The organism is Opitutia bacterium ISCC 52 (assembly GCA_014529675.2).
In the GTDB taxonomy this organism is placed as follows: Bacteria; Verrucomicrobiota; Verrucomicrobiia; order Opitutales; family UBA2995; genus UBA2995.
The window spans coordinates 24,796-47,255 of the sequence record CP076040.1; the positions used below are offsets into that span (position 1 = coordinate 24,796).

At 49.1% G+C, this 22,460-nt stretch carries 17 protein-coding genes; 9 read left to right on the forward strand and 8 right to left on the reverse strand.

The annotated features are described in order from the left end of the window. Positions 1 to 33 precede the first annotated feature (33 nt). The 4 genes from GA003_00140 to GA003_00155 all read left to right on the forward strand — a co-directional run bounded on the left by GA003_00140 (position 34) and on the right by GA003_00155 (position 6,831). A complete protein-coding gene (locus tag GA003_00140) occupies positions 34 to 390 on the forward strand; it encodes an energy transducer TonB (GenBank protein ID QXD28430.1) in 357 nt (118 codons plus the stop codon). 387 nt (positions 391 to 777) lie between these two features. Beyond that, complete coding sequence (locus GA003_00145) at positions 778 to 3,609, forward strand: TonB-dependent receptor (protein ID QXD28431.1); 2,832 nt, start codon at positions 778 to 780, stop codon at positions 3,607 to 3,609. A gap of 49 nt (positions 3,610 to 3,658) precedes the next feature. After that, positions 3,659 to 5,464 (forward strand): T9SS C-terminal target domain-containing protein, encoded by a 1,806-nt coding sequence (locus tag GA003_00150; protein ID QXD28432.1) that lies wholly within the window; start codon positions 3,659 to 3,661, stop codon positions 5,462 to 5,464. A gap of 104 nt (positions 5,465 to 5,568) precedes the next feature. Further along, the gene (locus GA003_00155; protein QXD28433.1) at positions 5,569 to 6,831 is read left to right on the forward strand and encodes a diaminopimelate decarboxylase; all 1,263 of its coding nucleotides are present in this window, start codon (positions 5,569 to 5,571) and stop codon (positions 6,829 to 6,831) included. 267 nt (positions 6,832 to 7,098) lie between these two features. Here the strand turns inward: GA003_00155 and GA003_00160 are convergent, their stop codons facing one another. From GA003_00160 to GA003_00175, 4 genes are all read right to left on the reverse strand, one after another. Continuing rightward, a complete protein-coding gene (locus tag GA003_00160) occupies positions 7,099 to 7,452 on the reverse strand; it encodes a hypothetical protein (GenBank protein QXD28434.1) in 354 nt (117 codons plus the stop codon). Between the two features lie 123 nt (positions 7,453 to 7,575). Beyond that, complete coding sequence (locus GA003_00165) at positions 7,576 to 8,868, reverse strand: glycosyltransferase (protein ID QXD28435.1); 1,293 nt, start codon at positions 8,866 to 8,868, stop codon at positions 7,576 to 7,578. Between the two features lie 255 nt (positions 8,869 to 9,123). After that, positions 9,124 to 10,308 (reverse strand): glycosyltransferase family 4 protein, encoded by a 1,185-nt coding sequence (locus GA003_00170; protein QXD28436.1) that lies wholly within the window; start codon positions 10,306 to 10,308, stop codon positions 9,124 to 9,126. Between the two features lie 152 nt (positions 10,309 to 10,460). Further along, on the reverse strand, positions 10,461 to 11,744 hold the full coding sequence (locus GA003_00175; GenBank protein QXD28437.1) for a DEAD/DEAH box helicase: 1,284 nt from the start codon (positions 11,742 to 11,744) through the stop codon (positions 10,461 to 10,463). Positions 11,745 to 11,942: 198 nt separating this feature from the next. On the opposite strand from GA003_00175, the gene GA003_00180 reads away from it, so the two are divergent. Both GA003_00180 and GA003_00185 read left to right on the forward strand, forming a co-directional pair. Beyond that, positions 11,943 to 12,713 carry a lipid A deacylase LpxR family protein gene (locus tag GA003_00180; GenBank protein ID QXD28438.1) on the forward strand — a complete coding sequence of 257 codons (771 nt, stop codon included), beginning with the start codon at positions 11,943 to 11,945 and terminating at the stop codon, positions 12,711 to 12,713. Continuing rightward, positions 12,616 to 12,993, forward strand: coding sequence for a lipid A deacylase LpxR family protein (locus GA003_00185; GenBank protein QXD28439.1), 378 nt, complete (start codon positions 12,616 to 12,618; stop codon positions 12,991 to 12,993). Before GA003_00180 ends, GA003_00185 begins: the two co-directional genes overlap by 98 nt. Before the next feature lie 29 nt (positions 12,994 to 13,022). Here the strand turns inward: GA003_00185 and GA003_00190 are convergent, their stop codons facing one another. Then, a complete protein-coding gene (locus GA003_00190) occupies positions 13,023 to 14,039 on the reverse strand; it encodes a hypothetical protein (GenBank protein ID QXD28440.1) in 1,017 nt (338 codons plus the stop codon). Positions 14,040 to 14,208: 169 nt separating this feature from the next. Between GA003_00190 and GA003_00195 the strand changes: the two genes are divergently transcribed. Both GA003_00195 and GA003_00200 read left to right on the forward strand, forming a co-directional pair. Then, positions 14,209 to 14,922: a PEP-CTERM sorting domain-containing protein gene (locus tag GA003_00195; protein ID QXD28441.1), complete on the forward strand. Its 714-nt coding sequence runs from the start codon at positions 14,209 to 14,211 to the stop codon at positions 14,920 to 14,922. 1,281 nt (positions 14,923 to 16,203) lie between these two features. Beyond that, positions 16,204 to 17,184: an MBL fold metallo-hydrolase gene (locus GA003_00200; protein QXD28442.1), complete on the forward strand. Its 981-nt coding sequence runs from the start codon at positions 16,204 to 16,206 to the stop codon at positions 17,182 to 17,184. Here the strand turns inward: GA003_00200 and GA003_00205 are convergent. Both GA003_00205 and GA003_00210 read right to left on the reverse strand, forming a co-directional pair. Then, positions 17,171 to 17,428 carry a hypothetical protein gene (locus GA003_00205; protein QXD28443.1) on the reverse strand — a complete coding sequence of 86 codons (258 nt, stop codon included), beginning with the start codon at positions 17,426 to 17,428 and terminating at the stop codon, positions 17,171 to 17,173. The two genes, GA003_00200 and GA003_00205, sit on opposite strands and share 14 nt — an antisense overlap. A 296-nt stretch (positions 17,429 to 17,724) precedes the next feature. Continuing rightward, positions 17,725 to 19,245: a sulfatase-like hydrolase/transferase gene (locus GA003_00210; GenBank protein QXD28444.1), complete on the reverse strand. Its 1,521-nt coding sequence runs from the start codon at positions 19,243 to 19,245 to the stop codon at positions 17,725 to 17,727. A 64-nt stretch (positions 19,246 to 19,309) separates the two neighbouring features. On the opposite strand from GA003_00210, the gene GA003_00215 reads away from it, so the two are divergent. Next, on the forward strand, positions 19,310 to 19,954 hold the full coding sequence (locus GA003_00215; protein ID QXD28445.1) for a PEP-CTERM sorting domain-containing protein: 645 nt from the start codon (positions 19,310 to 19,312) through the stop codon (positions 19,952 to 19,954). Here GA003_00215 and GA003_00220 read toward each other — a convergent pair. After that, the gene (locus GA003_00220) at positions 19,951 to 22,170 is read right to left on the reverse strand and encodes a sodium-translocating pyrophosphatase (GenBank protein ID QXD28446.1); all 2,220 of its coding nucleotides are present in this window, start codon (positions 22,168 to 22,170) and stop codon (positions 19,951 to 19,953) included. The genes GA003_00215 and GA003_00220 overlap by 4 nt on opposite strands. Positions 22,171 to 22,460: the final 290 nt, after the last annotated feature.

The following is a 22,460-nucleotide window of genomic DNA, read 5'->3' on the forward strand; positions in this document are numbered from 1 at the left end:
TACATATGTTACATTGCTGTAACAATAGGGGTTATGAAATCAGTAAGTGTATTAGCCCTATTTACCTCGCTCATTGCCCAAGCGACCCTTTTTGGGTCCGATTGCGAGGTCACTTGTTGCAAGGCACCTTCTGTCGTCAACTACGCTCAACCTGATATTCCTCAGGACCTTCTTAAACCCGGTGAGACTGTAGAAATTACCTTACGTGCCGCCATCGATGAGAATGGAAAATTAATAGGAACCAAGAGCATTTCGGCAACGCATCCCAATATTGAGGACGCCGTTATTACAGCTGTTAAAAACTGGACGTTTGAAGCATCGGTGGAGAAAGGCGAACCTCAACGATCAACGATCAATATACCTTTTAAGTTCACAGTTGCTGCGAAGTAAGCGAAAGCAACATTTCAACTTTCTAAGCACCACCTTTGGGTGGTGCTTTTTTTTTGCGCCCCTGACTGAAAGGGAGATGTGGGTCAGTCCACGAAGTATTCCTGCTTTTCAGAAGTTGGTGCCTTCAAACTTAGGTTTCTTGTGACCGATTATTGCTATAACTCAGCCACTTTGGGGATCTGCCTTTGTGGATAACATTGCGCGAAATAGTTACGGGGATGTTACGTATGCAACGATTCAGTTACAGCACTTGAATTAGTTTGTTTTTGAAAAATTAGGTACTCATATCGGTCCTGTTTTAACTAACAGAGATATATGGTTATGCTGCCTTTTAAACCGCTTAGGTTAATCCTGAGCTTTGCTGGAATAGTATTATTTACTTCTTCGATGAACGCGCAAAACAGTAACGGCACAATCGCTGGTAAAGTCCTTGATAAGGACTTTGGCGATGAGCTAAGGAGTGTGTCTGTCCAAGTCGAAGGAGTAGAAACTGCTTCTATATTCACGGACTTAGAAGGAAGGTATCAGTTGAGGGACATCCCTGCTGGTACCTATACCTTGGTGTTCAGTAAGAACAACTACCAGACGGCGAGAATTTCGGATGTAGAAGTCGAACCTGGCGAAGTGTTTTCACTCGATGTTCCGTTAGTTGCGACCGGTGCTGATTTTACTCTGGATGTATTTGAGATTACGGTTGATCAGGTCGTTTCACAAAACGTTTATCTGATGGCTGATCGCCAAAAGGCCGCTGGATTGAGCGATGCTTTAAGTGCGGAAGATTTTTCAAGAGCGAGTGCAGGGGATGCTGCCGAAGCCGTCGCGAAAATTACCGGAGTCAACATTGTGGATGGCAAGTATGCTGTAGTGCGTGGATTAGGTGATCGTTATTCCAATACCTTAATGAACGGGGCTGTACTTCCGAGTAACGATCCGAGCAAGAAGACAGTGCAATTGGATATTATACCGTCCGACCTGTTGGAGAAGATTGTTACTACGAAATCATTTACACCTGATAAGCCGGGAGACTTTACAGGTGGATCTGTCGAGATAACCACCAAGCCCTTCCCGGATGAGTTTGTTCTAACGACAAGTATCGGAGTCGGTTACAACGAGGCTACTGGGGAAGATATACTGGGTATACCGGGAAGGGACATGGATTTCTGGGGAGATACGGATGATGCCATTCCCGCGAGCATCCCCGCAACGCCTGGAGAATATGCGCTTGCCACACGTTTCCGAACGACCGATGAGGCAAAGTCCCTTTTCCGGGACTTGCATTCTTCCGGATGGTATCCGGTGCTTAAGAAAGCGGATCCAAATCTGTCCTTTGGCGCTACGATTGGAGATAGCAAACCGGTCTTCAATTCGGGAACTTTTGGCTACGTAGTCAGTTTTACCCACGATCACAACTTTGATCTGGTCACCGGAAAACGTTCCGAAAGATGGATCGGAACTCCGGATGAAATGAGACCCAAAAACGGGTTTGATATGACTGAATCCACAGAGGAAGTGAGATGGGGTGGATTGGTCAACCTGGCCTTACTCCCCAATCCCGAGCACGAAATTTCTTATAACTATATCATTAATTCGAAGAGCACCGATGAAGTACAGTTTGGGGAAGACGGATTTGAAAATACCACAAACGTTGTCGAGGCCGGAACACCGGTAGGAAGCTTCAACTTACCTACAGGCCGCGAATCCGCTGAGGAGTTTTTAAATATTACGAGTTTAAAGCATTCGGTTAAAGAGTTGGAGCTGCATCAATTCAAAGGGAAGCATGTCATCCCAGCTCTTTCAGAAATGAAACTGAATTGGTCCGCCAACTTCTCGGAAACCTCGGAAGATAATCCGGATCAGCGAAACTTTACCTATCTGAAATATGCTTATCCGGACGGCGATTCGGACTTCCTCTACTTGTCGGAAAACCCAAAGTTTCCTTTTAAGTCCTACGATGAACTGCTGGACGAAAAAACCAATTTCATAGTCGATATAACCATTCCTTTGGATCACCCGAAGCTGAACTCGGGTGAAATGAAGTTGGGTGCCTTTACTTCGGAATCAGATCGTAACTCCATTGGACGTTACTTTTCGGCAACCGGGTCCAACCGAATTGTTGGAAACACGGATTCCAAAATAGAATTTTTCGATCGAATTGAGGAATCCGTCTGGATTGATCAGACCTATTCTACGGATGGGGAATTTCGCTCAGGGCAGGTGACCTTTACGGAACAAACCAGCCGTCAGGGTAACGTCCAGTCCTACGAAGGAACGGAAAAGATCGATGCCGTGTACCTGATGTCGGATCTAGAGTTCACAAACGATCTACGATTGATTTTTGGTGCACGCGTTGAGAGCACTCAAATGGATGTCGCAACGGTGGATGACTTTGTAAATCAGGCACTCCGTAACACAGGCAACATCGAAGATGAAAACTGGCTGCCAGCTCTTCATGCTGTGTATCCATTGGGCGATGACAAAATGCAGAATCTCAGATTCTCCTACGGCAAGACCCTCGCTCGTCCGACCTTCAGAGAGTTTTCCCCCTTTCGGGTTGAGGACTCTCAAAGTGGAGAAATTTACACGGGTAATCCTGATCTTGAGCTGACCTTCACCGACAACTTTGACCTGAGGTGGGAGTGGTTTATCGGAGAGTCCGATTTGATCGCCTTTGGTGTTTATTACAAGGACTTCAAGAATCCCATCGTTCAGACGGTTTCCAGTGGTGTGAATGCCAACCCATTGTATTCCTGGGAGAATGCAGCTTCGGGAGCAATTTCGGGCGCTGAGTTTGAAGTCAGAAAATCGTTAGGAGAGTTCTGGAGTGTAGGTGGAAATGTCACCTACATCGACTCCGAGATTGATCCGCTGGATTCGGAATCTTCAGGCACCGTTTTTGAAGGACAACCGGAATATATCTTCAATTTTAACGCAGGGTACAACAACCCCAATACTGGATGGTCGGCCAACTTGTTCCTCAATCACGTGGCAGAAACATTGCGGTTCGTGGGAGACATTGTCCCAAACATTTTTGAGGACGCCTATTCATCGGTAGATTTTAACGCCTCCAAATCCATCGGAAAATGGACCGTCAAGTTTACGGCGAAGAACCTTACCGATGAGGCAAAACTATTCTTCTACGATGATACGAGCGAGAAGCCCATCTACGAATCCTGGAAGCCTGGTCCTTCCTATAGTCTGAGCGCCTCTTACCGCTACTAAATCAATTTTATCTGAATCAACGAAATCTAATCTAATAAACCGATCTAAAATGAAAAAACTGATAAGCCTACTAAGCTTGGTAGCCCTCACTTCATCTGCTTTTGCTGACGATGTGGAAGTTACCGCCAATATAACCACGAATACTACGTGGACCGCCGATAATGAGTACCTCATGGGTCTTCCCATTTTTGTTACCGATGGTGCTGTTCTCACGATTGAACCTGGAACCAAAATTTATGGTTTCGAAGATGTAGCAAACCAAACTTTTGGTTCGCTTGTGATCACTCGTGGCTGCCAAATCATTGCAGAGGGAACTCCGACTGCCCCTATCGTATTCACCGCACTTGCTGAGCGAGACGGTGTTGAAACTTCACCGGGTGTTTTCCGTCCCATCGAAATCACGGACGTAAGTCTCTGGGGTGGATTGATCCTCCTGGGTGAAGCAGTTGTGAATGGACCAGGAAATATCATCATCGATCCTTCCAACACTACCAATCCTCCCACCTTTGAGGTTGAAGGTTTCCCAGCTGGAAGCTCTGACTTGATCACCTACGGTGGCATCAATGACGAAGACAATTCAGGTGTGCTCCGTTTTGTATCCATCCGTTATGGTGGGTTTGAGTTTGCTGAAGATGAAGAAATTAATGGACTCACCCTCGGTGCAGTCGGAAGTGGAACCACGATCGAATTTGTGGAGGTCTTCAACAACTCGGACGATGGAGTTGAATTCTTTGGTGGCACTGTGAATACGAAGTTCATGGTCATGGCCTTCAATGAAGATGAGTCATTTGACTCCGACCAAGGATGGCGCGGTAAGAATCAATTCTGGTTCGCTATCCAGAAGGATGTTGGCAATGGCTCCAACTACGGAGCTGAGCAGGACGGCGGCGACGGAACAGACAAGACTCTCGAGCCTTTCTCTGAGCCCAAGATTGCTAATGCCACTTTCATTGGATCAGGCGTTGGAGGTGGAAACCCACAAGACAACGCCACTTTCCGTTGGAAGGATAATTCAGCGCCTACCTACTGGAACTCAGTATTCACCGATTATAAGCAGTATGGTATCCGGGTCGACGACGACACCACCGTTGCTCAGGTAACCGCTGGTCGTGCTTCCATTTCTGGTTCCGTTTGGGGTGCCTTTGGAACTTACGATGCAGGCACAGGTGCAGGGTCACTCACAAAAGACCAAAAGGCTGCGGAGATCGCGATCATCAATGGAACCAATAACACCATCGTTGGTGACGAACTCATTGTGGCATCCGTTTCGCGTGACGGAGACGGAACTCTGGACCCTCGCGTCCTCGACTTGGATGGTCCTGTTTATGACATGGCTACCATGATGGATCTTCCAGACGATCCGTTTTACTCAGCGGCGGACCACAAAGGTGCGGTTGGAACTTTCAACTGGATGAAGGGATGGACTGCTTTGGACGAATTAGGTTATCTTGCAACCTCTGCAGACGACCTTGATTTGGACAATGAATTTACCAACCTCTCTACCCGCGCCCTGATCGGCGTTGGAGATGGAGAAGAAGCCAACCTTGGTTTCGTAGTGGGTGGCACGGTACCACAAACCGTTTACATCACTGCGAAGGGGCCAAGCCTTACTTTGGACGGCAAGTTGGATGATCCTATCCTGACTCTATTTTCTGGAGGAGCTCCTATCGAAACCAACAGCAGTTGGAAGGATTCACCCAATCGTGGACTCATCGAAGCGACCACGATTCCACCCACCGATGACGCGGATGCGGCGATCGTAGCTACGCTCCCTCCTGGTTTGTACACTGCTACCGTTTCTAGCGAGAGTGGTAACGAGGGCATCGCGATTGGTGAGATCTACCTTTATCGCTAATTTTCCAAGCCAGCATAATACCGGGGAGTCCGTCGCACGTTTTGTGCGGCGGGCTCCCTTTTTTTATCGACGACCGTGCTGCTTTTTCAAAACTCCACCTGCTTATGTCCACACCTCGTTTCTTATCACACTCACAATGTAAGCAGATTGCTCGCGAGTATCGTACTCCGATCTATGTATACGATGAAGTTTCGTTAAAACAGGCAGCAGAAGAGGTTTTAGCCTTTCCTGCTCCTTACGGGCTAACGGGCAGGTATGCGATGAAGGCCTGTCCGAACGGTGCGATTTTGACACGTTTTCGCGACTGGGGATTGCATTTCGATGCCAGTAGTGGACACGAGGTGCAACGAGCAGTGCGTTCCGGTGTGCCGGCCGAGCGAATCAGCCTCAGCTCTCAGGAATTCCCAGACGATATTACCGACTTGGTAAATTTAGGTATCTCCGTCAACGCCTGTTCCTTGAAACAAGTGGAAGCATTCGGCGAAGCCTTTCCTGGTGGAAAATTAGGATTACGTGTGAATCCCGGTGTAGGCTCGGGTGGAACCAAGAAGACCAATGTGGGGGGGCCTTCTTCCAGCTTTGGGATCTGGTACGAATTGCTCGATCAGGTGGAGGCCCTGGTAGAAAAATACTCGCTTCAGGTGTTTCGGATCCATTCTCACATCGGATCAGGCAGTGACCCCGACGTATGGGTGAAGGCGGTTGATCTTACGTTAGCTCAGGTAGAGCGCTTCCCGAATGTGACGCACGTGAATCTGGGAGGTGGCTTCAAAGTCGGGCGCATGCCGGACGAAGTTTCCACAGATCTGCAAGTGGTGGGTGCACCCGTCAAAAAGACCTTCGAAGCTTTTGCTGAACGAACAGGCCGCAAGCTCCATATGGAGATTGAGCCGGGAACTTACCTGGTTGCCAATGCCGGTTGCTTGCTCGCCAGTGTGCAGGACAAAACCAGCACGGGTGACGAAGGCCATGAATTCCTAAAGCTGGATACAGGGATGACCGATATTCTCCGTCCAACGCTTTATGCGGCTCAACAGCCGATGACAGTGGTGCCTTTGGACTTAGATCCGAATCGTGAAGATGAGTCAGTGATCGTGGTCGGCCATTGTTGCGAATCGGGAGATCTATTAACACCCGACCCCTCTGACCCTGGGTTGCTTAAAGAACGAGTCCTTACCCGAGCAAACATCGGAGACCTGTTTGTGATCGATGGAGCGGGCGCTTACTGCTCTGGAATGCCGGCCAAGAATTACAACTCCTTTCCCGAAGTTCCCGAGGTAATGGTTCGAGAATCCGGTGAGATTGCCCTTATTCGCAAGCGCCAGACCCTAGATCAAGTGTTTCAGAATGAAGTCCCACTGAGCTAAGCTTCTCAGTAGATGGGAGCAAAATAGGTGTGTTTCTTTAGTGTTTGGAGTCTTCCTTGATTCAAGGTCCAGGGTATTCCATTTACTCCCATCTTCGGGCTAACTTGCCGAGTATGCCTCCTTCTCAGCTCAGTCACGCACCTGCGTGCGCTCCTTCGCCTATTCAGTCGTTAAGCCCGACAACTTAATCCCGTCAGAAGCTTAGCTAGCTCGGAGACAGAATGTATGTCTCAGGTGTACCGTTATTTGGTGCTCAGGAGCAAAGTCCTACTTCCAAACAACGATATCGGCGACCCAGTGGTGAACGGACAGTCCACGGTAGTTTCCGACCTTGAGCGCGCGAATGTTCACGGCTGCTTGGCCTTTTACTTTTTTCCCCTGCTTGGTGAAAATTTCTTTGGCATCTTCGATATTCGCAGTCTTTGCCACTACTTCCGCAATTTTCTCGTAAGGTCGGTCTTCGGGGGCAGTCCGGAAAACCTCATAACGATATTTTGCAATTCGGGTAGCGTCAGCTCCTGGAACAGGAGTTACGGAAAATTCCGCGATCCGTTTACCACAACCGGTGACGGTCAAAATAAGACAAAGCGACGTGAGAAAAATTAAAAAGGAGCCCTTCATTGGTGCTGGTTAAAACGATTGAGTTTCTACCTGTCAAAATCTGAATACGTCAATTTTGGAGAGCCTGGGCTCTTCAAAGTTCCATTCTCACCCCACTTTCCCATCTTTAGGGGTTGAAATTGGCTAGTCAGCGACGGTGGTTACGGCCCTGCTCTCGGTGGGTTCGAAGGGGTGTTGGTCCACGAATTCCTCGAGGGTGCGTACCGCATTCGCCGGACCATCTTCTGTCTGCATGATCGCTTGTACTTCCTGGGCCCTGTCGCTGTAGTTGGGCGTTTCTTCAATGATTCGTACTCGGGCATGAAGTTTCTCAGGCCAATTTTGTTTGTTAAGCACGATGCCCGCACCCAGGCGTTCAATCTCTGAGCCCCAAAAATTCTGATCTGCGATATGGGGGATAATAATGTGTGGCCTTCCTGAAGAGAGCACTGATGCCGTCGTCCCTGCACCTCCGTGGTGGATGACGCAGGAAGCATGCTGAAACAGTTGATCGTGAGACATCTTGCCAACCACCAGGATATCCGGTCTTTCTACTTCGACTGAGAGACCGGACCAGCCGGTTTGAACAATAATGGGTTCGCCCTTGGGCCAATTCTGTTCGAAGCGACTCATGATCGCATGGGTATCATCGAAGGCTACGCTACCAAATGTAAGGACAGGGACTCTGCGCCCTTGTCTGAAAGCAGCGATCCGCTTTTCTTCCTCCTCGGACTCTTTCGATTGCCAGCGCAGGAAACCGGTGAATTTGAAGATGTCGTCCATTTCTCCGCGGTCTGACATCAGCGCCTTGGATACAGCGGTCAATACAAGGTCGCATGGACGGATAAGGAAGTCTTTCGCCAGTGGCAGGTTGTTTTTTTTCAGCTCTTTGCCAATGACACTATTGATAGTGCGATCGACCACAAAATTGGAAAGATGCCAGAACAGCATATTCCAACGTGCCTCGATTGGCTTTGGCATAAACCTCAGTGCAGGAACCAGCTCGGGTGGATAATTGGGGGATGGAATGGTATTGTGGCAGAATGCAAATGAGGCGAAGGGTTTTCCCTGCTTTTCCGCAATGACCTTGTAGTTGGGAAATAAATAGGAACTGACCAATACGTCATTGTCTCGGAGTGTCTCGTCGATGCGGTCCAACAATTCGGCGAGAAAGGGAACGGCACCTTTATAGATTTCTTTGAGTTGTAGAATTGGATTCTTAGTACGGTCGAGCTCACGCATAAACTCGGTGAATATTTCCTGTTCCCAGTCGGGGGGGAGGTGCGCGTAGTTCAGCTCAGCCCTCTGTAGTTCGTCTTTGTAGAGTGGGGCGGACGCGAACGTGACGGTGTGCCCCGCGTCTTTGAGAGCCTTGCCGTATGCAATCATCGGATAGATGTCTCCGATCGATCCGTGGGAAGTGAGTAGTACGCGCATATGGAGAACTTATCGTTCAGGAAACCTGCATCATCTCAACCAGTTTTATGTGACAATCTATTGTCTGTTGTGTGACGAACGTTTGCCAATCCGAGCCACCAGACCGTCGATCTATTCCCCGGCTTTCAAAAAAAGGAATATTCGAACGATGACATAAACCATGGCAACAGCGGCTATGGCATAGATGGCAAAGTTCTTGGAGGATTTGCCTTTATTCAATCTGGGGTCTTCTGGAGTGGTGGTCATGGTTTCTAATTAGAGCAATCTGGTTTGCTTTTCACTCATAGCCTGCAGGACCGAATCAAAATTTGCGAGGACTGTTTCAGGAGAGAATCGTTTGACCCAAGTGAATCCGGATTTTGAATACGTTTCCAGGATCTCAGGTTCGTTTGCTAGCCGTAGTAGTTGGTCTACCATATCGCTTGGCTCTTCTGGGTGTGCGGAGACTCCTGCATGTGCCTCAGCAAGAGATTCGTGAAGGGGACTCTCATCGTCGCATACCGCTAGGATGGGACAGCCGGCAGCGAGAATACTAAGCACCTTGCTGGGGAAAAATGCTTTTCCCGATCCAAGTACTTGGGTGACAAGGCTCACATCGATAGCGGTTAGAATGGCCTGGTAATCTGCGTAGGGAAGGAGCGGTTTTAAAACCAAGTTCTCCAAACCGAGCTCATTGGCTTTTTCTGTCAGGCGTACTTTCTCCGCTCTGTCGCCACAGATCATGAGCGTGATTTTGGAAGCAGGTACGTTGCGTTTCTTTAATTCCAAGGCGGCATCCAACAAGACATCCAATCCTTGCTTTGAACCAAGATTGCCTGAGTAAACTGCCAGAAAGGTATCGTCAGCGATTCCCAGGTCGCGGCGAACTCTCATCGCGGAATCCGTATTGCGAGCGGGTCGTTCTGCATCCTGACTAATGGGGATCCAATTGGGTAACAGTTTTACTTTTTGCCGAGGGAGATTTTTGTCCAGGAGAACCGAGACCATGGCTGGTGTAATACCACTGACTACATCCATCCATTGGTAGGTGAGTGCCTCAAACCAGTACAGCGTCTTAATCAGCCAGCGCTGCGTGAGCATGCCCAGCCAGACTGCGGCGTCGGGTTGTAGATCCTGAATATGAAAAATGACCGGGCGGCCTTTTAGCTTAGCGATAAACCCAATGGCTAAGCCTGATAAGAGCGGGGGTGCCACGACTACATAGACATCGGTTCGTTGTGAGAACAATGCCCGCAACACACTCGAACCGATAAAGGTGAGCTCATGGACCATGCGTTTGATGGCGGTGGCTATTGCGGGTACATAATGCCAGCCGCGATGAACGGTGACTGTTTTGATGTCGTCGGTTCTAAAAAGTAGCTTTTCGTCTTCCGGGTTCTTTTTCCAAAGCGGATAATAGGAGAAAGTGGATATCATTTCCACCTCATGGCCTTTGGCCAAATACTCGCATAGACCTGTATTAAATGGTCCAATACCGGTTGTTTCCGGATGATAGTTGATGCCTACTACCGTTACGCGGATGACGGAGCTAGGGTTGCTTAAAGTTTAGGAATAAGAGCAGGTGTAGGATAGCCTCCGACATGGCCTGGCATTTATCTACGACGACCCTTCATATTGAAAGGCATCGTGTTGGCAGGAACATATCCGCGATTGCGGCCTCTTCTCACGGGTCTGGCGACCTCTTGCTTTTGCAGCAAGGTGGTAAACGCGTATTCAAAATTCTCGATGGTCACGCGTTCGATCTCCTGTTCGATATAACCTTCAATTCCCTTTACCTGTTCCATTTCATCGGCGGCAAACAGGGTGATGGCATCTCCTTCAGTATTGGCTCTTCCGGTACGGCCGATGCGGTGGACGTAGTTCTCGGCATTGCGAGGCACATCGTAGTTCACCACGTGGCTGATTCCTGAAATATCCAGGCCTCGGCCCGCAACATCGGTTGCGATCAATATTTCAAAATCACCGCTCTTAAATCCGTCCAAAGCTTTTTTGCGCTCTCGTTGACTACGGTCGGAGTGCAGAGTCACGGCTTCATGGCCGTTTAATTCCATTTTCCGTGCGACAACTTCTGCATCCAATTTGCGCTCCGTAAAAATGAGCACGCTTTGGTAGTCCATGTCGTCCAACAATCTGAGCAATAGCTCCATCTTTTGTTCACGTGCGACTGGATAGAGGCAGTGGTTAACGGTTTCGGCAGCTGATCGGCGCTGTCCGACATCAATGGTAAATGGATTTGTAAGCGACCACTGAGCCAGATACTCGATCTCCGATGGAATCGTGGCGGAAAAGAATAGGGTCTGACGTTTTCGTGGAGTAAGTTTCACGATGCGCTTTACATCCGGAAGGAAACCCATATCGAGCATACGATCCACTTCATCGAGTACTACCACCTCAATGTCTTTGAAGCTGATGTTCTTTTGCTTGTGGAGATCCAGAAGTCGACCTGGCGTAGCCACAACGACATCGACTCCCTTATTCAACATTTCAATTTGGCGACCATAGCCGACTCCACCTTGGATCAAGGCCGTTTTCAGGTTGGTAAATTTACCATAGGTGCGAAAAGCGCTGGTGACTTGGTCTGCAAGCTCCCGTGTGGGCTCCAACACCAGGCAGCGCAATTTGCCGTGCTTCTTCAGATTAGAAATTACGGGCAAGGCAAATGCGGCTGTTTTTCCAGTTCCAGTCTGGGAGGAACCAATCACATCTCTGCCTTCCAGGACCACGGGGATGGCTTGCGACTGAATATTAGTCGGATTTTCGTAGCCGCTATTCGCGACTGCACGAACGACCTTGTGGGATAGCCCCAGAGCAGCGAACGCATGGTCGTCTAAGTTCTGCTTTTCTGGGGATTCTGTAGTGGAGTCGTCCTCGGCCATAATTGTTTTAAAGAGTCTCGTCTTAAATTAAAGCCACACCAGAAGCTATAACGGTGGAAAACCCAAGATCATTTTTTACCGGCAAATTACCGTATTTACTCCATTTTTCCCCGAATAGGTGACCGTTGCCGTGACTAGATCAAGTTCTTGAATGAAAAAGACTTTGATTTTCCAGACGCCGCCCTAGGCTTTGTTTGAATGAAGCAGATATTAACCTGCAGTCTTTCTGGTCTTCTCGTCTTTTCGGCCTGCGTATGGGGACAAGATGACTTTTTGGACGAGCCATTGGAAAAACCCGGACCTTGGTCCTTGAATATTTATTTTGAGAACGATCTCTTCAGTGATACCGATCAGCAATATACCAATGGCACTAAAGTTTCTTGGGTGTCTCCCTATGTGAGCGAATATGTGCACACTAACTTTCCAGTCCTAACTGAGTTTTTTGACCGAGAAGTGCACTTTCTTTCCGATGCATATAACGTGAAGAATCTGGCATTTTCTATCGGGCAGAACATGTACACTCCTGAGGATATCGCAGCCAATGAGTTAATTGAAACCGATAGGCCCTACGCGGCGTGGCTCTATTTGAGTGCAGGGTTCCATGCTAAGAATGACCGGATTCAGGATACCTTTGAGGTGCAGTTGGGTATGGTCGGTCCGGCTGCGTTGGGCGAAGAAATTCAGGATATTGTGCATGACTTCCGGGGAATTCCGAAAGCAAACGGGTGGGGGAATCAGATCCGTAATGAACTTGGTCTCAATCTGGTTGGAGAGCGGCGGATTCGTTTGGAAGCAGACAACACTGGGATGGGAAACGGATGCGATTGCCAGTGGAGGTTTTGTGATCGGCAATGTGAGTTCCTACCTGAACATGGGGGTCGAAGGTCGGCTTGGCTACAACCTGCCCCAAGACTTCGGTACGACCCATATCCGTCCTGGCGGGGAGACAAATATTCCATTTCTAGATGATCGCTTTGAAGGCATGCGGCGCGAGCAAGAGTATGGATTTCTGCTGTTTGCCTCGGTGGAGGGCCGAGCAGTCGGACGTGATATTTTCCTGGATGGAAATACGTTTCGAGATAGCCATTCAGTTAATAAAGAACCTCTCGTGGCCGACCTTGCTCTTGGAGTGAAATTCAAAATTCGCTCATTTAAGGTCTCGTATTCTATGGTTCATAGAACCAAGCAATTCGACCTGCAACCAGAGGCTCATACCTTTGGGTCCATGATGGTGTCCTTCACCTATTGACCTGCACCATCCTGAGTCCAACGGGGGAGTCAGAATTGAATGCGAGGATCTGCTTGAACCCGCTCAAGTAGTTTAGCTTCCGGAATGTTATTCACGGCATAGCTGATTCCGACACGATTGTTTTGTCGGTCCCGTGCCATTTCTTCTTCGCTATTATAGGAGCCAATTTCGTGAGCGTTGGTTACGATCTGTGCGAATTCGGCTCCATATTCCTTGGTGAGCAAATAGCTCCATAAAACATGCCGGTACACGTCTTCCGGGAAATTCTTCTTGGCCCAACGTAACTCTCTGGATTTTTCCTCGGTTTCCTGACGAATCGCTAACAGCCGAGGCGCTTTCAAGGGATGCTCGGCAACGAGGTCGAGGTCGCCTTCTGATAGCCGGCTGGCAAATTTGGGAGCGACCCTATTCAGATCATTTCGGTCCAGTAAAATTCTGGTCAGGTCTCCGGTCTTTCGAGTGCTGAATCGCTGAGGAAAGATCCCGTTTTCGCCGAAGTCAAAGTAGACGGTCCCCTGCATTTTAAGCCGGCCTGTCGTATCCCCTCGGGCCAGGACTTCTGACAAATGATTGTAGATCCTTCGCATCGACTGATCGGGTTTCAGCATCGATACATAGCTTTCATACTCGGCAAAGCGTAGCTGAATGTTTCGAATGCGGTATTGATTGCTAAAGAGCGGTTTATCTTCAACTCCTGAGGTCACGTTGATGTCACGCGCTAGAACCTTCAGCGTACCTGCAGGGACTCCCTGAAGCTGACAATTTAACCAACCCGTATTTATCAAAATCTCTTGGTCTTTTCCGGTGGTGACAATGTCCAATTGGAGATTCCTGGCTTCCACTCCAAAGGGAAACTTGATGCCAAGTTTCTCGTGGTCTACCTCCAACGATTCAACGTAGCCCTGGCCTTGCACAATGCGGCTATGAAAATAGGTCAGCCCATTCTTCACCTTGCCTATTGAGTAGAAATAGAGACCGGCCACTCCAATAAAAAGGCAGATAAAAGTGACGGTAGACAGGATAAGGATTTTTTTGCGTAGGAGCATAAAAATATAGAGAAAGCTGTAACATGACCTAAGCGATTATACCAGCCCGTTTTGATTTCAAATCCGAGTTACATAGCCAGATGGAGTCTTGAGCGGTGCATTATTAACAAAGTGCCTAGCGATTGCTTGAAGATTTACCAGCCGCCTTTGTAGAGATTCCACTAATTATATGTTTCAGGCGCAGATGCGAACGATTGGGCTTTCGTCCTTCTGGAATCACGACAGGATTGGAATTCTGATGAAAAAAGTCGCTTTTATTTATCTCCTCATGTGTCTGGTCACATCACTCAATGGGCAGATTACTTTCAGTTTTCATGATGGCGTATCTATCTTAAGCTCGGGATCCGACCTCGACACAGGTGGAAGCTCGAGAACGTCTCTGGTAGGTGGAGTTACTTTATCAGCTGAAGCTTATCTTGCCGGAGTGAGTGCAGGAACTGTTTTTAACGGTGCTTCTGGCGGCTTCGGAATTAACGCAAGTGGGACTGGAGACGAAACGCAGCGATTTGATAACGATAATGGCATTGAGAGTATGGTTTTCAGTTTTGATGTAGGAGGTACTTTTAACACCATTGATTTTGAGTTTATTGAAGATGCTGCTGAGGCAGTTTTGTCTTTCGATGGAGGGAACTCCTATGACATCTTTGCTGGTAGCTCCACCGAGACGACGGGAGGTACTACTGATTTTTATACGATAACTGAAACGTTCATTGCTGGTCAGGAGATCACCTTAGCCGTTTCTGGTTCTGCGGTCTCTGGAGAAAACTTTTCATTGCAGGCCTTCACAATCACACCCTCCGCTATCCCTGAGCCTTCTACCTATGCTCTGATTTTCGGTGGCCTGGCGCTTGGATTAGTTATCTGGAAACGTCGTCGCGCTTGACCTGACCGACCTCCCAGTCAATTGACCTTTTTAAAACCCCGGTTTTGACCGGGGTTTTTTGTATTTCATTCACCTCCAAGATAAGCGCTGAAGTAATTCCTGAACCACAAACCTACGCTCTGATTGTGGGGGGGCGTCTGTTTAAGGCTCGTTGTGCTCCGAAAAAAATGGAATGGAAGGCAGACGAAACGTACTTCCTAATGGAAGGTCCCTCTGACCATGTATCACAATTAGGGCGAATTGGGCCTTGTTTGTCTCCAAATTCCTCGAATTACATAAAAATCCCTCTTGTAGGGATAGGGACAACTCTTAATCTTTCATGGGGATTCACGGTTATACTAGCGGTTAGGTTCTCGATATGGGATAAAATGAGCATCTTATCACCGAGTTCTCAGGAACTCACATCCTATCGTCATGAAAAAACTGATTCCTATCATTGTACTTGCGGTTGTACTTGGTTACTCAGCCGCCTATTCGCAGTTAAGGCCATGAATCCAGTTTTTAACTACGTTTCAGATTGTTTTAAATTGCTAACCTTCAGTAGTTAAAAAAAACGATCCTGAAGAAGCTACAACCTCCAGAAACAAGCAAAAAAGGTAGGACTCGGCTGATTTTGAAGATTAGGGATACATTTGTAGGATACATTTTGGCGGCCCTCAGACCAATTGCTTCTGGATTAAAACGTAACAATTAAAGCCAGTTAAAATTTATCGATATTTACATGATGAATAAAGGCTTACAGCGATTTTTATTTAAACCACTTTAAGGGAATTTAACCCGTTTTTAGGGGGGATTTTAGGCACGAGGGTTAAACGCAAGAAGCCAATTGCAGATGCGACCGTCCAGCAAACGCTAGCTGAGCTCGAAATCGACCAAAGCGCCGCCGAGGACGAGCAGCAGTGTGACCAAACGTCTCCCTTCTGGAACGCTACCCCGCTGGACCGTTGGGCAATCGATGCGAATCGCTGGGATGGCGTCAATCCCATACCGTAAGACGACGAACCTGTCTTCTACGAAGAATAACTCGCCGGATCCAAGATCCCAGCGAGACAGCACCGTAGCGGTCGGCCCTAGTCATTCTGCAGCAATTAGGCAGATACAACAGGGCATTCTCCCGAAATCAACGGCTGCCAGCCATAGAAATCGACCAACGGTACCGATAAAGCCTTGCGGTACTATATAATCCACGGAGTTTATAACTTGGTAACGCAAAACCAACTTCTGACCCTCCCCTCCGAATCAAATCGGAACAATTGAATTTCCTATCAACAGAAAGATACAATGACATACTCAACAACGGGCTATCTCATACTCGCACTGACCCTTGCATTTCTTACTTTAACGCCGACCGAGGCTCAACTCCGGGGACCTGGGCAATCCAGATCGAAGATTCCCAACACTGGCCTTCACGCTCTGCTGCTGGGGACCGGCATCCCCATTCCTAATCCGGAACGCGCGAAGGCGGCAACGCTTATCATAGCAGGTGGCAAAACATTCATGGTGGATACAGGCCCCGGGAGCACCGCACGTCTGACGGAGAACGGCTATCAGACCGTGGATTATGTATTGTATACGCACTTCCACCTCGACCACACCGCTGATCTGGACTGGATGATGTTTCGACGTGGAGGGGCTAACCCCGATCAGCCGCAGATAGTTCTGGGACCCAAAGGCACGAAGGATGTCGTCAACAAGATCGTTGCATCCGTAGCTATTGATGAGAAGTACCGAATCGACCATCACGGGGAACACTGGTCGGAACAGGCCATGCAATGTGAGGTCCGGGAGTTTGAACCAGGGGTGATCTTTGATGAAGATGGCCTCAAAATAACGATGTTCAACGTCGACCATGAGCCGATTGTTCCGGCTGTCGGCTATCGCTTCGATTACGAGGGGAAATCCGTCGTCGTTTCTGGCGATACGAAGAAGTCAGACAGCTTGATCGATGCGGCGCAGGGATGTGACCTGTTGATACACGAAGCCATGAACGTTACGATATTGAATCGGACTTTACCTATGCTCATAAGAAACCGTCCACGAACCGGCGCTATGGTGGAAGACATGATGTCGCATCATACACCCACCCTGGAGGTCGCTGAAGTGGCCAAGGCGGTGAATGCGAAAAAGCTCGTCCTCACGCACCTCGTTCCTTCGATCAAGCCTCTGGAAGCACAGGAGAATAATTTTGTCCGTGGTATGGCCGAAATCTATTCTGGTCCGATTGTAGTCGGGCGCGACAATATGCTCTTCACTGTGGAATGAACAGTTGTTTCAAGGCAGAGAGCCTCGCGTATTTTGCTTTCTCTGTTAGTGTGAAATCATCACGCGTTTTCTGTGCGTACTCATCACACAAATCGCCGATGGTTATGGGTCCGCCACTATCGCCACGGCTCGGCGTAACTGTCTGACGCTGCTTTTCTACGACCAGCATCTTTTCGTTTCGCCGATTTACGGCCACCTTGTAGTTAGTCGTTTTTAAAGGCGTATGAACCTGCTTACCGCTCAACTTGTAGAGCAGGTAGTATTCGCCGCTATTAAGGTATCTTACTAGGTTTGGGGTTCGGGTCTTAATAAACCTTCTTTTTGTGCGTTTAACCGTCCTTTTGCTTCGGGTGAAGCACAACGGTTAAGCAGGTCAAGATACTTATTTCTTTAATCGGATAACTAACTGATTGTTAGTGACTTAAATGGTGGGTCGACTGGGACTCGAACCCAGACCAATTGCTTCTGGAGCAACTGGTCCGTGAAAAGCCAAATACGAAAGACTAATCACCCATCACCTTGGGGTTGGCCTCGATTTCTTCACTGGGACCCTGACCTCTGGGGGTCGGCCAGATTGTCTTCACGGGTGACGCCGCCCTGGGTGTAGAAATCGGGTTTCATGGGCATGGCATCCAAGACGGCTTGGAGCTCGTTTCGAACGGACTGCCGCTCCGGATTATCGGGAAGGACGCGTTGTTCGAGGGGGTCGGTGGACAGGTCGTACAGGCGGCCATTGTCGTAGAGCTTAAATCGTTCGTTGCGGGCGAATCTGGCTCGAGGGAATTTTGGGTTGGCCATGGGGCTGGCGGGGTTCTTGTCCCAGTGACAGAATACCCAGTCGCGTTTCTCAGTTCTGTATACATCCGACCGATACGACTTTCCGGCGATTTGAGGAAGGAAGCTGCGACCGTCCAGCGATAGGTGTTGGGGAAGGGGAACACCGCCTGCATGAATGATGGTCATGAGGAAGTCGGTGAAGTCCACCAAGTCGTCGCAGGCTTGACCCGTGACGCCGCTGCCCCGCCAGCTGGTGATAAGGGGGACGTGGGTTCCAGCGTTGGCAGTGCGGCCTTTGCCGCCGATAATCATTCCATCCTCGGTTTCAGTTCGGGTGCCGAGCTGGGTTCCATTGTCGCCCGTGAAGAGGATGAGGGTGTTGTCGCGCAGTCCCAGGGCTTCGAGTTGGTCGAGAATGCGTCCGACGAGCTTGTCGGCATATTCCACCATGTCCTTGAAGTAGACCTTGTTGCTTTTCAGTTTCTGAGCATTGCTCATCTGGTCGATCCCTTCGGAATCCGGGGTCGGGACATTGGGTCCGTGGGTGAGGATCATCGGGTAGTAGATGAAGAAGGGCTGCGCTTGTTTGCGTTCGATGTAGTCGACCAGAAAATCCGTGCAGATGTCCGGCGCATAATCCACGTAGCTCGTTTTAACCAGCTTCCCGTTGCGCAGGACGCAGGGGTTCCAGTAGCGCGAGGTCATATGGGGCCGATCGTCCTCGATGGCGTAATAGCGTTCCGATGGGCGCTTGGGGTTGTAGTAGTAATTGTTCTTTGCTCCGATGGGATGCTTTAGCTCGAAGCCTTCCAGGTCGAATCCATAGGCCCACATGCAGGTCTCGTCAAAGCCTGCCTTGGAGGCCGTGACCCCTTCGGTGCTGAGCTGCCATTTCCCGGCGGTGGCGGTGGCGTAGCCGGCCTCCTGCATGATATGCCCGAAGGTCGTTTCCGATTGGGGCAGGGTACCCCATTTCGTATAGTTCCGGTTGTTGTAGATCCCGGTCATGATCTGAACGCGGGACGGGGAGCAGATCGGCTGAGAATAGCAGCGGGTGAAGCGGACCCCTTCCTGGGCCATGCGATCGAGGTTGGGCGTGTTGTAGGATACGCTGCCATTGACCCCGAGGCATTCGAAGCCCATGTCATCGGTCATGATGAGGATGATGTTCGGCTTGTCCTGAGCTTGTCGAAGCGGTCTTTCTTCGGCCCAACCGGAAAACGAAATCGAGCACACGAGAAAAGCCGCGAGGCAACGTACTAATGGGGTAGCTTTGGCGAACATAAAGCTGATGGTACTTTAACCTCGTGCAATCTGGCAAGGGCGAACGGTGTGAAGGCTAACTGCTTTGTTTGACGGTCCTCTCACAGGAGGAACATTTGACGGCCAACCCAGAGGGGTTGAATTGTTTGCTGACAGTGATATCGCTGATCTGAGTATATTCGGATTAGGCGTGTCCAATATAGAGCCAGGTAAAGAAGGCATGGACTTCGCTTTTGATCCCATAAGCGTATCGGCAGGCGAGTTCGTTTATCTCTCCTATGAATCGACGAACTTTAATAACTTTTTCGGTTTCAACCCCGATATCACCAACAACACGTTGCGGCAGGTCAGGGGCGTGTTTGGAGTAGAGCTCTATAAAAATGGATCTGTGATTGATGTGTTTGGTGACATCACAATTCAGGCGGCCAATTCAGACCCGTGGAAATTTGCTGACTCATGGGCTTACCGAGTGGATGAAACTGGACCTGACGGCACTACTTTCAACGTAGACAATTGGATTCTGCCAGGAAGAAATACTTTGGACGACGAAACGTCGAATGCCACCGCAGAGGATCCTGTCCCACTTGGAACATTTTCTCCTGGTGAAATTGCTCGAGATCAGACCGGTGGCGTAGGAGTCACACCAGAGCCTTCCACCTACGGCATCATCTTCAGCGTATTTGCTGTTGGACTCGTCGTATGGCGGAAACGGAATCGCCTAAAGTATTAGAAAATACTGTAGGCAACCGTGACTCCGGCCATAACGATGGCGACCATCGACATGAGCTTGATCAGAATGTTTAAGCTTGGTCCTGAAGTGTCTTTGAACGGATCACCAACGGTATCGCCGATGACAGTTGCTTTGTGAGCCTCTGAACCTTTGCCGCCGTAATTGCCTTCCTCGATGTATTTCTTGGCGTTGTCCCAGGCTCCACCTGAGTTGGCCATGAACACCGCTAATGCAAATCCGGCCGAGAGACCGCCGGCTAAAAGACCAACCACGGCAGGAACGCCTAGCAGAATACCAAAAACTACGGGAACCAGAATTACCAATAGGGATGGAACGAGCATTTCTTTTTGGGCTCCTTTGGTTGAGATCTCCACGCATCTTGCGTAGTCGGGTTCATTCTCACCTTCTAGGATTCCGGGGATCTCTTTAAACTGTCGTCTAACTTCGTCTACCATGGAGGCCGCAGCACGGCCAACCGCATTCATGGTAAGTCCACAAAAGACAAATGCCATCATCGCACCAAGCAGTAGTCCGATGATCACTTTAGGATTCATCAGGTGAACGTCGTAGTAGTTCACCAAGTCAATCAAATCAATTTGGCTGAGCTGTTCCACCGAGTTGATGACGATACCATTAGGGAATTCGAAACTGGAGGCCTTTGCTAAGACTTGGCCGATAGAAATGCGAATCGCTTCGTAGTAGGAAGCAAGAAGTGCGAGAGCTGTAAGTGCGGCCGATCCTATTGCGAATCCTTTTCCGGTTGCAGCTGTTGTATTCCCGAGGGAATCGAGAGCATCCGTTCGTTTGCGAACTTCTGGATCCAAGTGTGCCATCTCTGCATTGCCGCCCGCATTGTCCACAATGGGTCCATAGGCGTCGGTAGCTAGAGTGATCCCGAGTGTAGAAAGCATACCCACTGCAGCGATTCCGATTCCATAAAGTCCTTGGCTGATATTGGAAATATCTAAACTGCCAGCTGCAAAGAAGTAGGCGAGAGTCGTTCCAACCATGATTGCTAGCACAGGAATAGCGGTGGAAATGAATCCGACTCCCAGTCCGGCTATGATAACCGTAGCAGGTCCGGTTTGCCCATTTGCTGAAATGTTTTGGGTGGGTTTAAATTCTGCGGACGTGCAGTAGGCCGTTGCTTTGCCGATCACAATGCCTGTCACAAGACCGACTACAATCGATCCCCAGATCCCTATATAGTTGGGAAGCCCCAGCCACTTGAGGATACCAAAAGAAGCGATGATTATCAGAATTGACGAAACATTGATGCCTTTTTCGAGTGAAGCCAGCAGCTCTTTCTGGGTCGCACCCGGTTTGGTTTTAACAAAGTAAGTTCCGACAATGGAGAGCAAAATACCTACGGCTGCAATCAGCATAGGCGCCATCACTGCGGCGGATTGATGTGATGCATGTTCGCCTGTCATATATGCGGCTGCCCCAAGTGCGGCTGCTGCGAGAATGGAACCGCTATATGATTCGTAGAGGTCAGCTCCCATGCCTGCTACGTCGCCCACATTGTCTCCAACGTTGTCCGCAATGGTAGCTGGATTTCTGGGATCGTCCTCAGGGATACCAGCCTCCACTTTTCCCACGAGGTCAGCTCCCACGTCGGCCGCTTTGGTATAGATTCCTCCACCTACGCGGGCAAACAATGCTTGCAATGATGCCCCCATACCAAAGGTCAGCATGGTGGTTGTTATAATTAGTAGTTTCTGATTTTCGGAGGCGGCTTCTACGAAATTGTTTAATATCAACCACCAGATAGAAATATAAAGTAAGGCCAGTCCCACCACTGAGAGTCCCATGACTGCACCACTGCGGAAGGAAATTTTCAGACCTGCGTCTAATGATTCTTTGGCTGCTTGAGCCGTTCGGCCTGATGCGTAGGTAGCGGTCTTCATGCCGAAGTAGCCAGCGAGACCCGAGAAGAAACCGCCCGTTATGAATGCAATGGGCAACCAGTTGTTCTGAACTTTCAATCCAAATGAGAGAAATGCAAATACCGCAGTGAGCACTACGAAAACGATCCCCACTACTTTGTATTGTTGACTTAGATACGCCATCGCGCCCTTTCGAACGTGTTCCGCGATCTTGATCATGATAGGATCGCCTTCGTCGCCCTTCATCATGCCCTTAAAGAACATCCAGGCGAAAATGAGAGCAATAATTGCAGCTAAGGGAACAGGCCAAAAATAGGCTGAATTCATTTTGGTAAGTGGGATTTATTTATGGATTGGGAGATCACGTGATCCTATGTAGTGGAACTGTGAAACTAGGGTTCGCTCCTGGACTGCACGACAGAGCGGGAATGCTTGTGCGGGCAGGATAGAAACCTTATGTTGTTGGCGTCAACCACCTTGCTTGGTTTACGGTTACTTTCTATTTCGTTTTTGTGAATGAATTGAATTATAATCCAAGTCTTCGAAATTTTCTAACCTCTAAGTCGGGCATTTGGTGATAGAATTCACCTGGTAAGTTTAGCTTATAAAGTGACTCC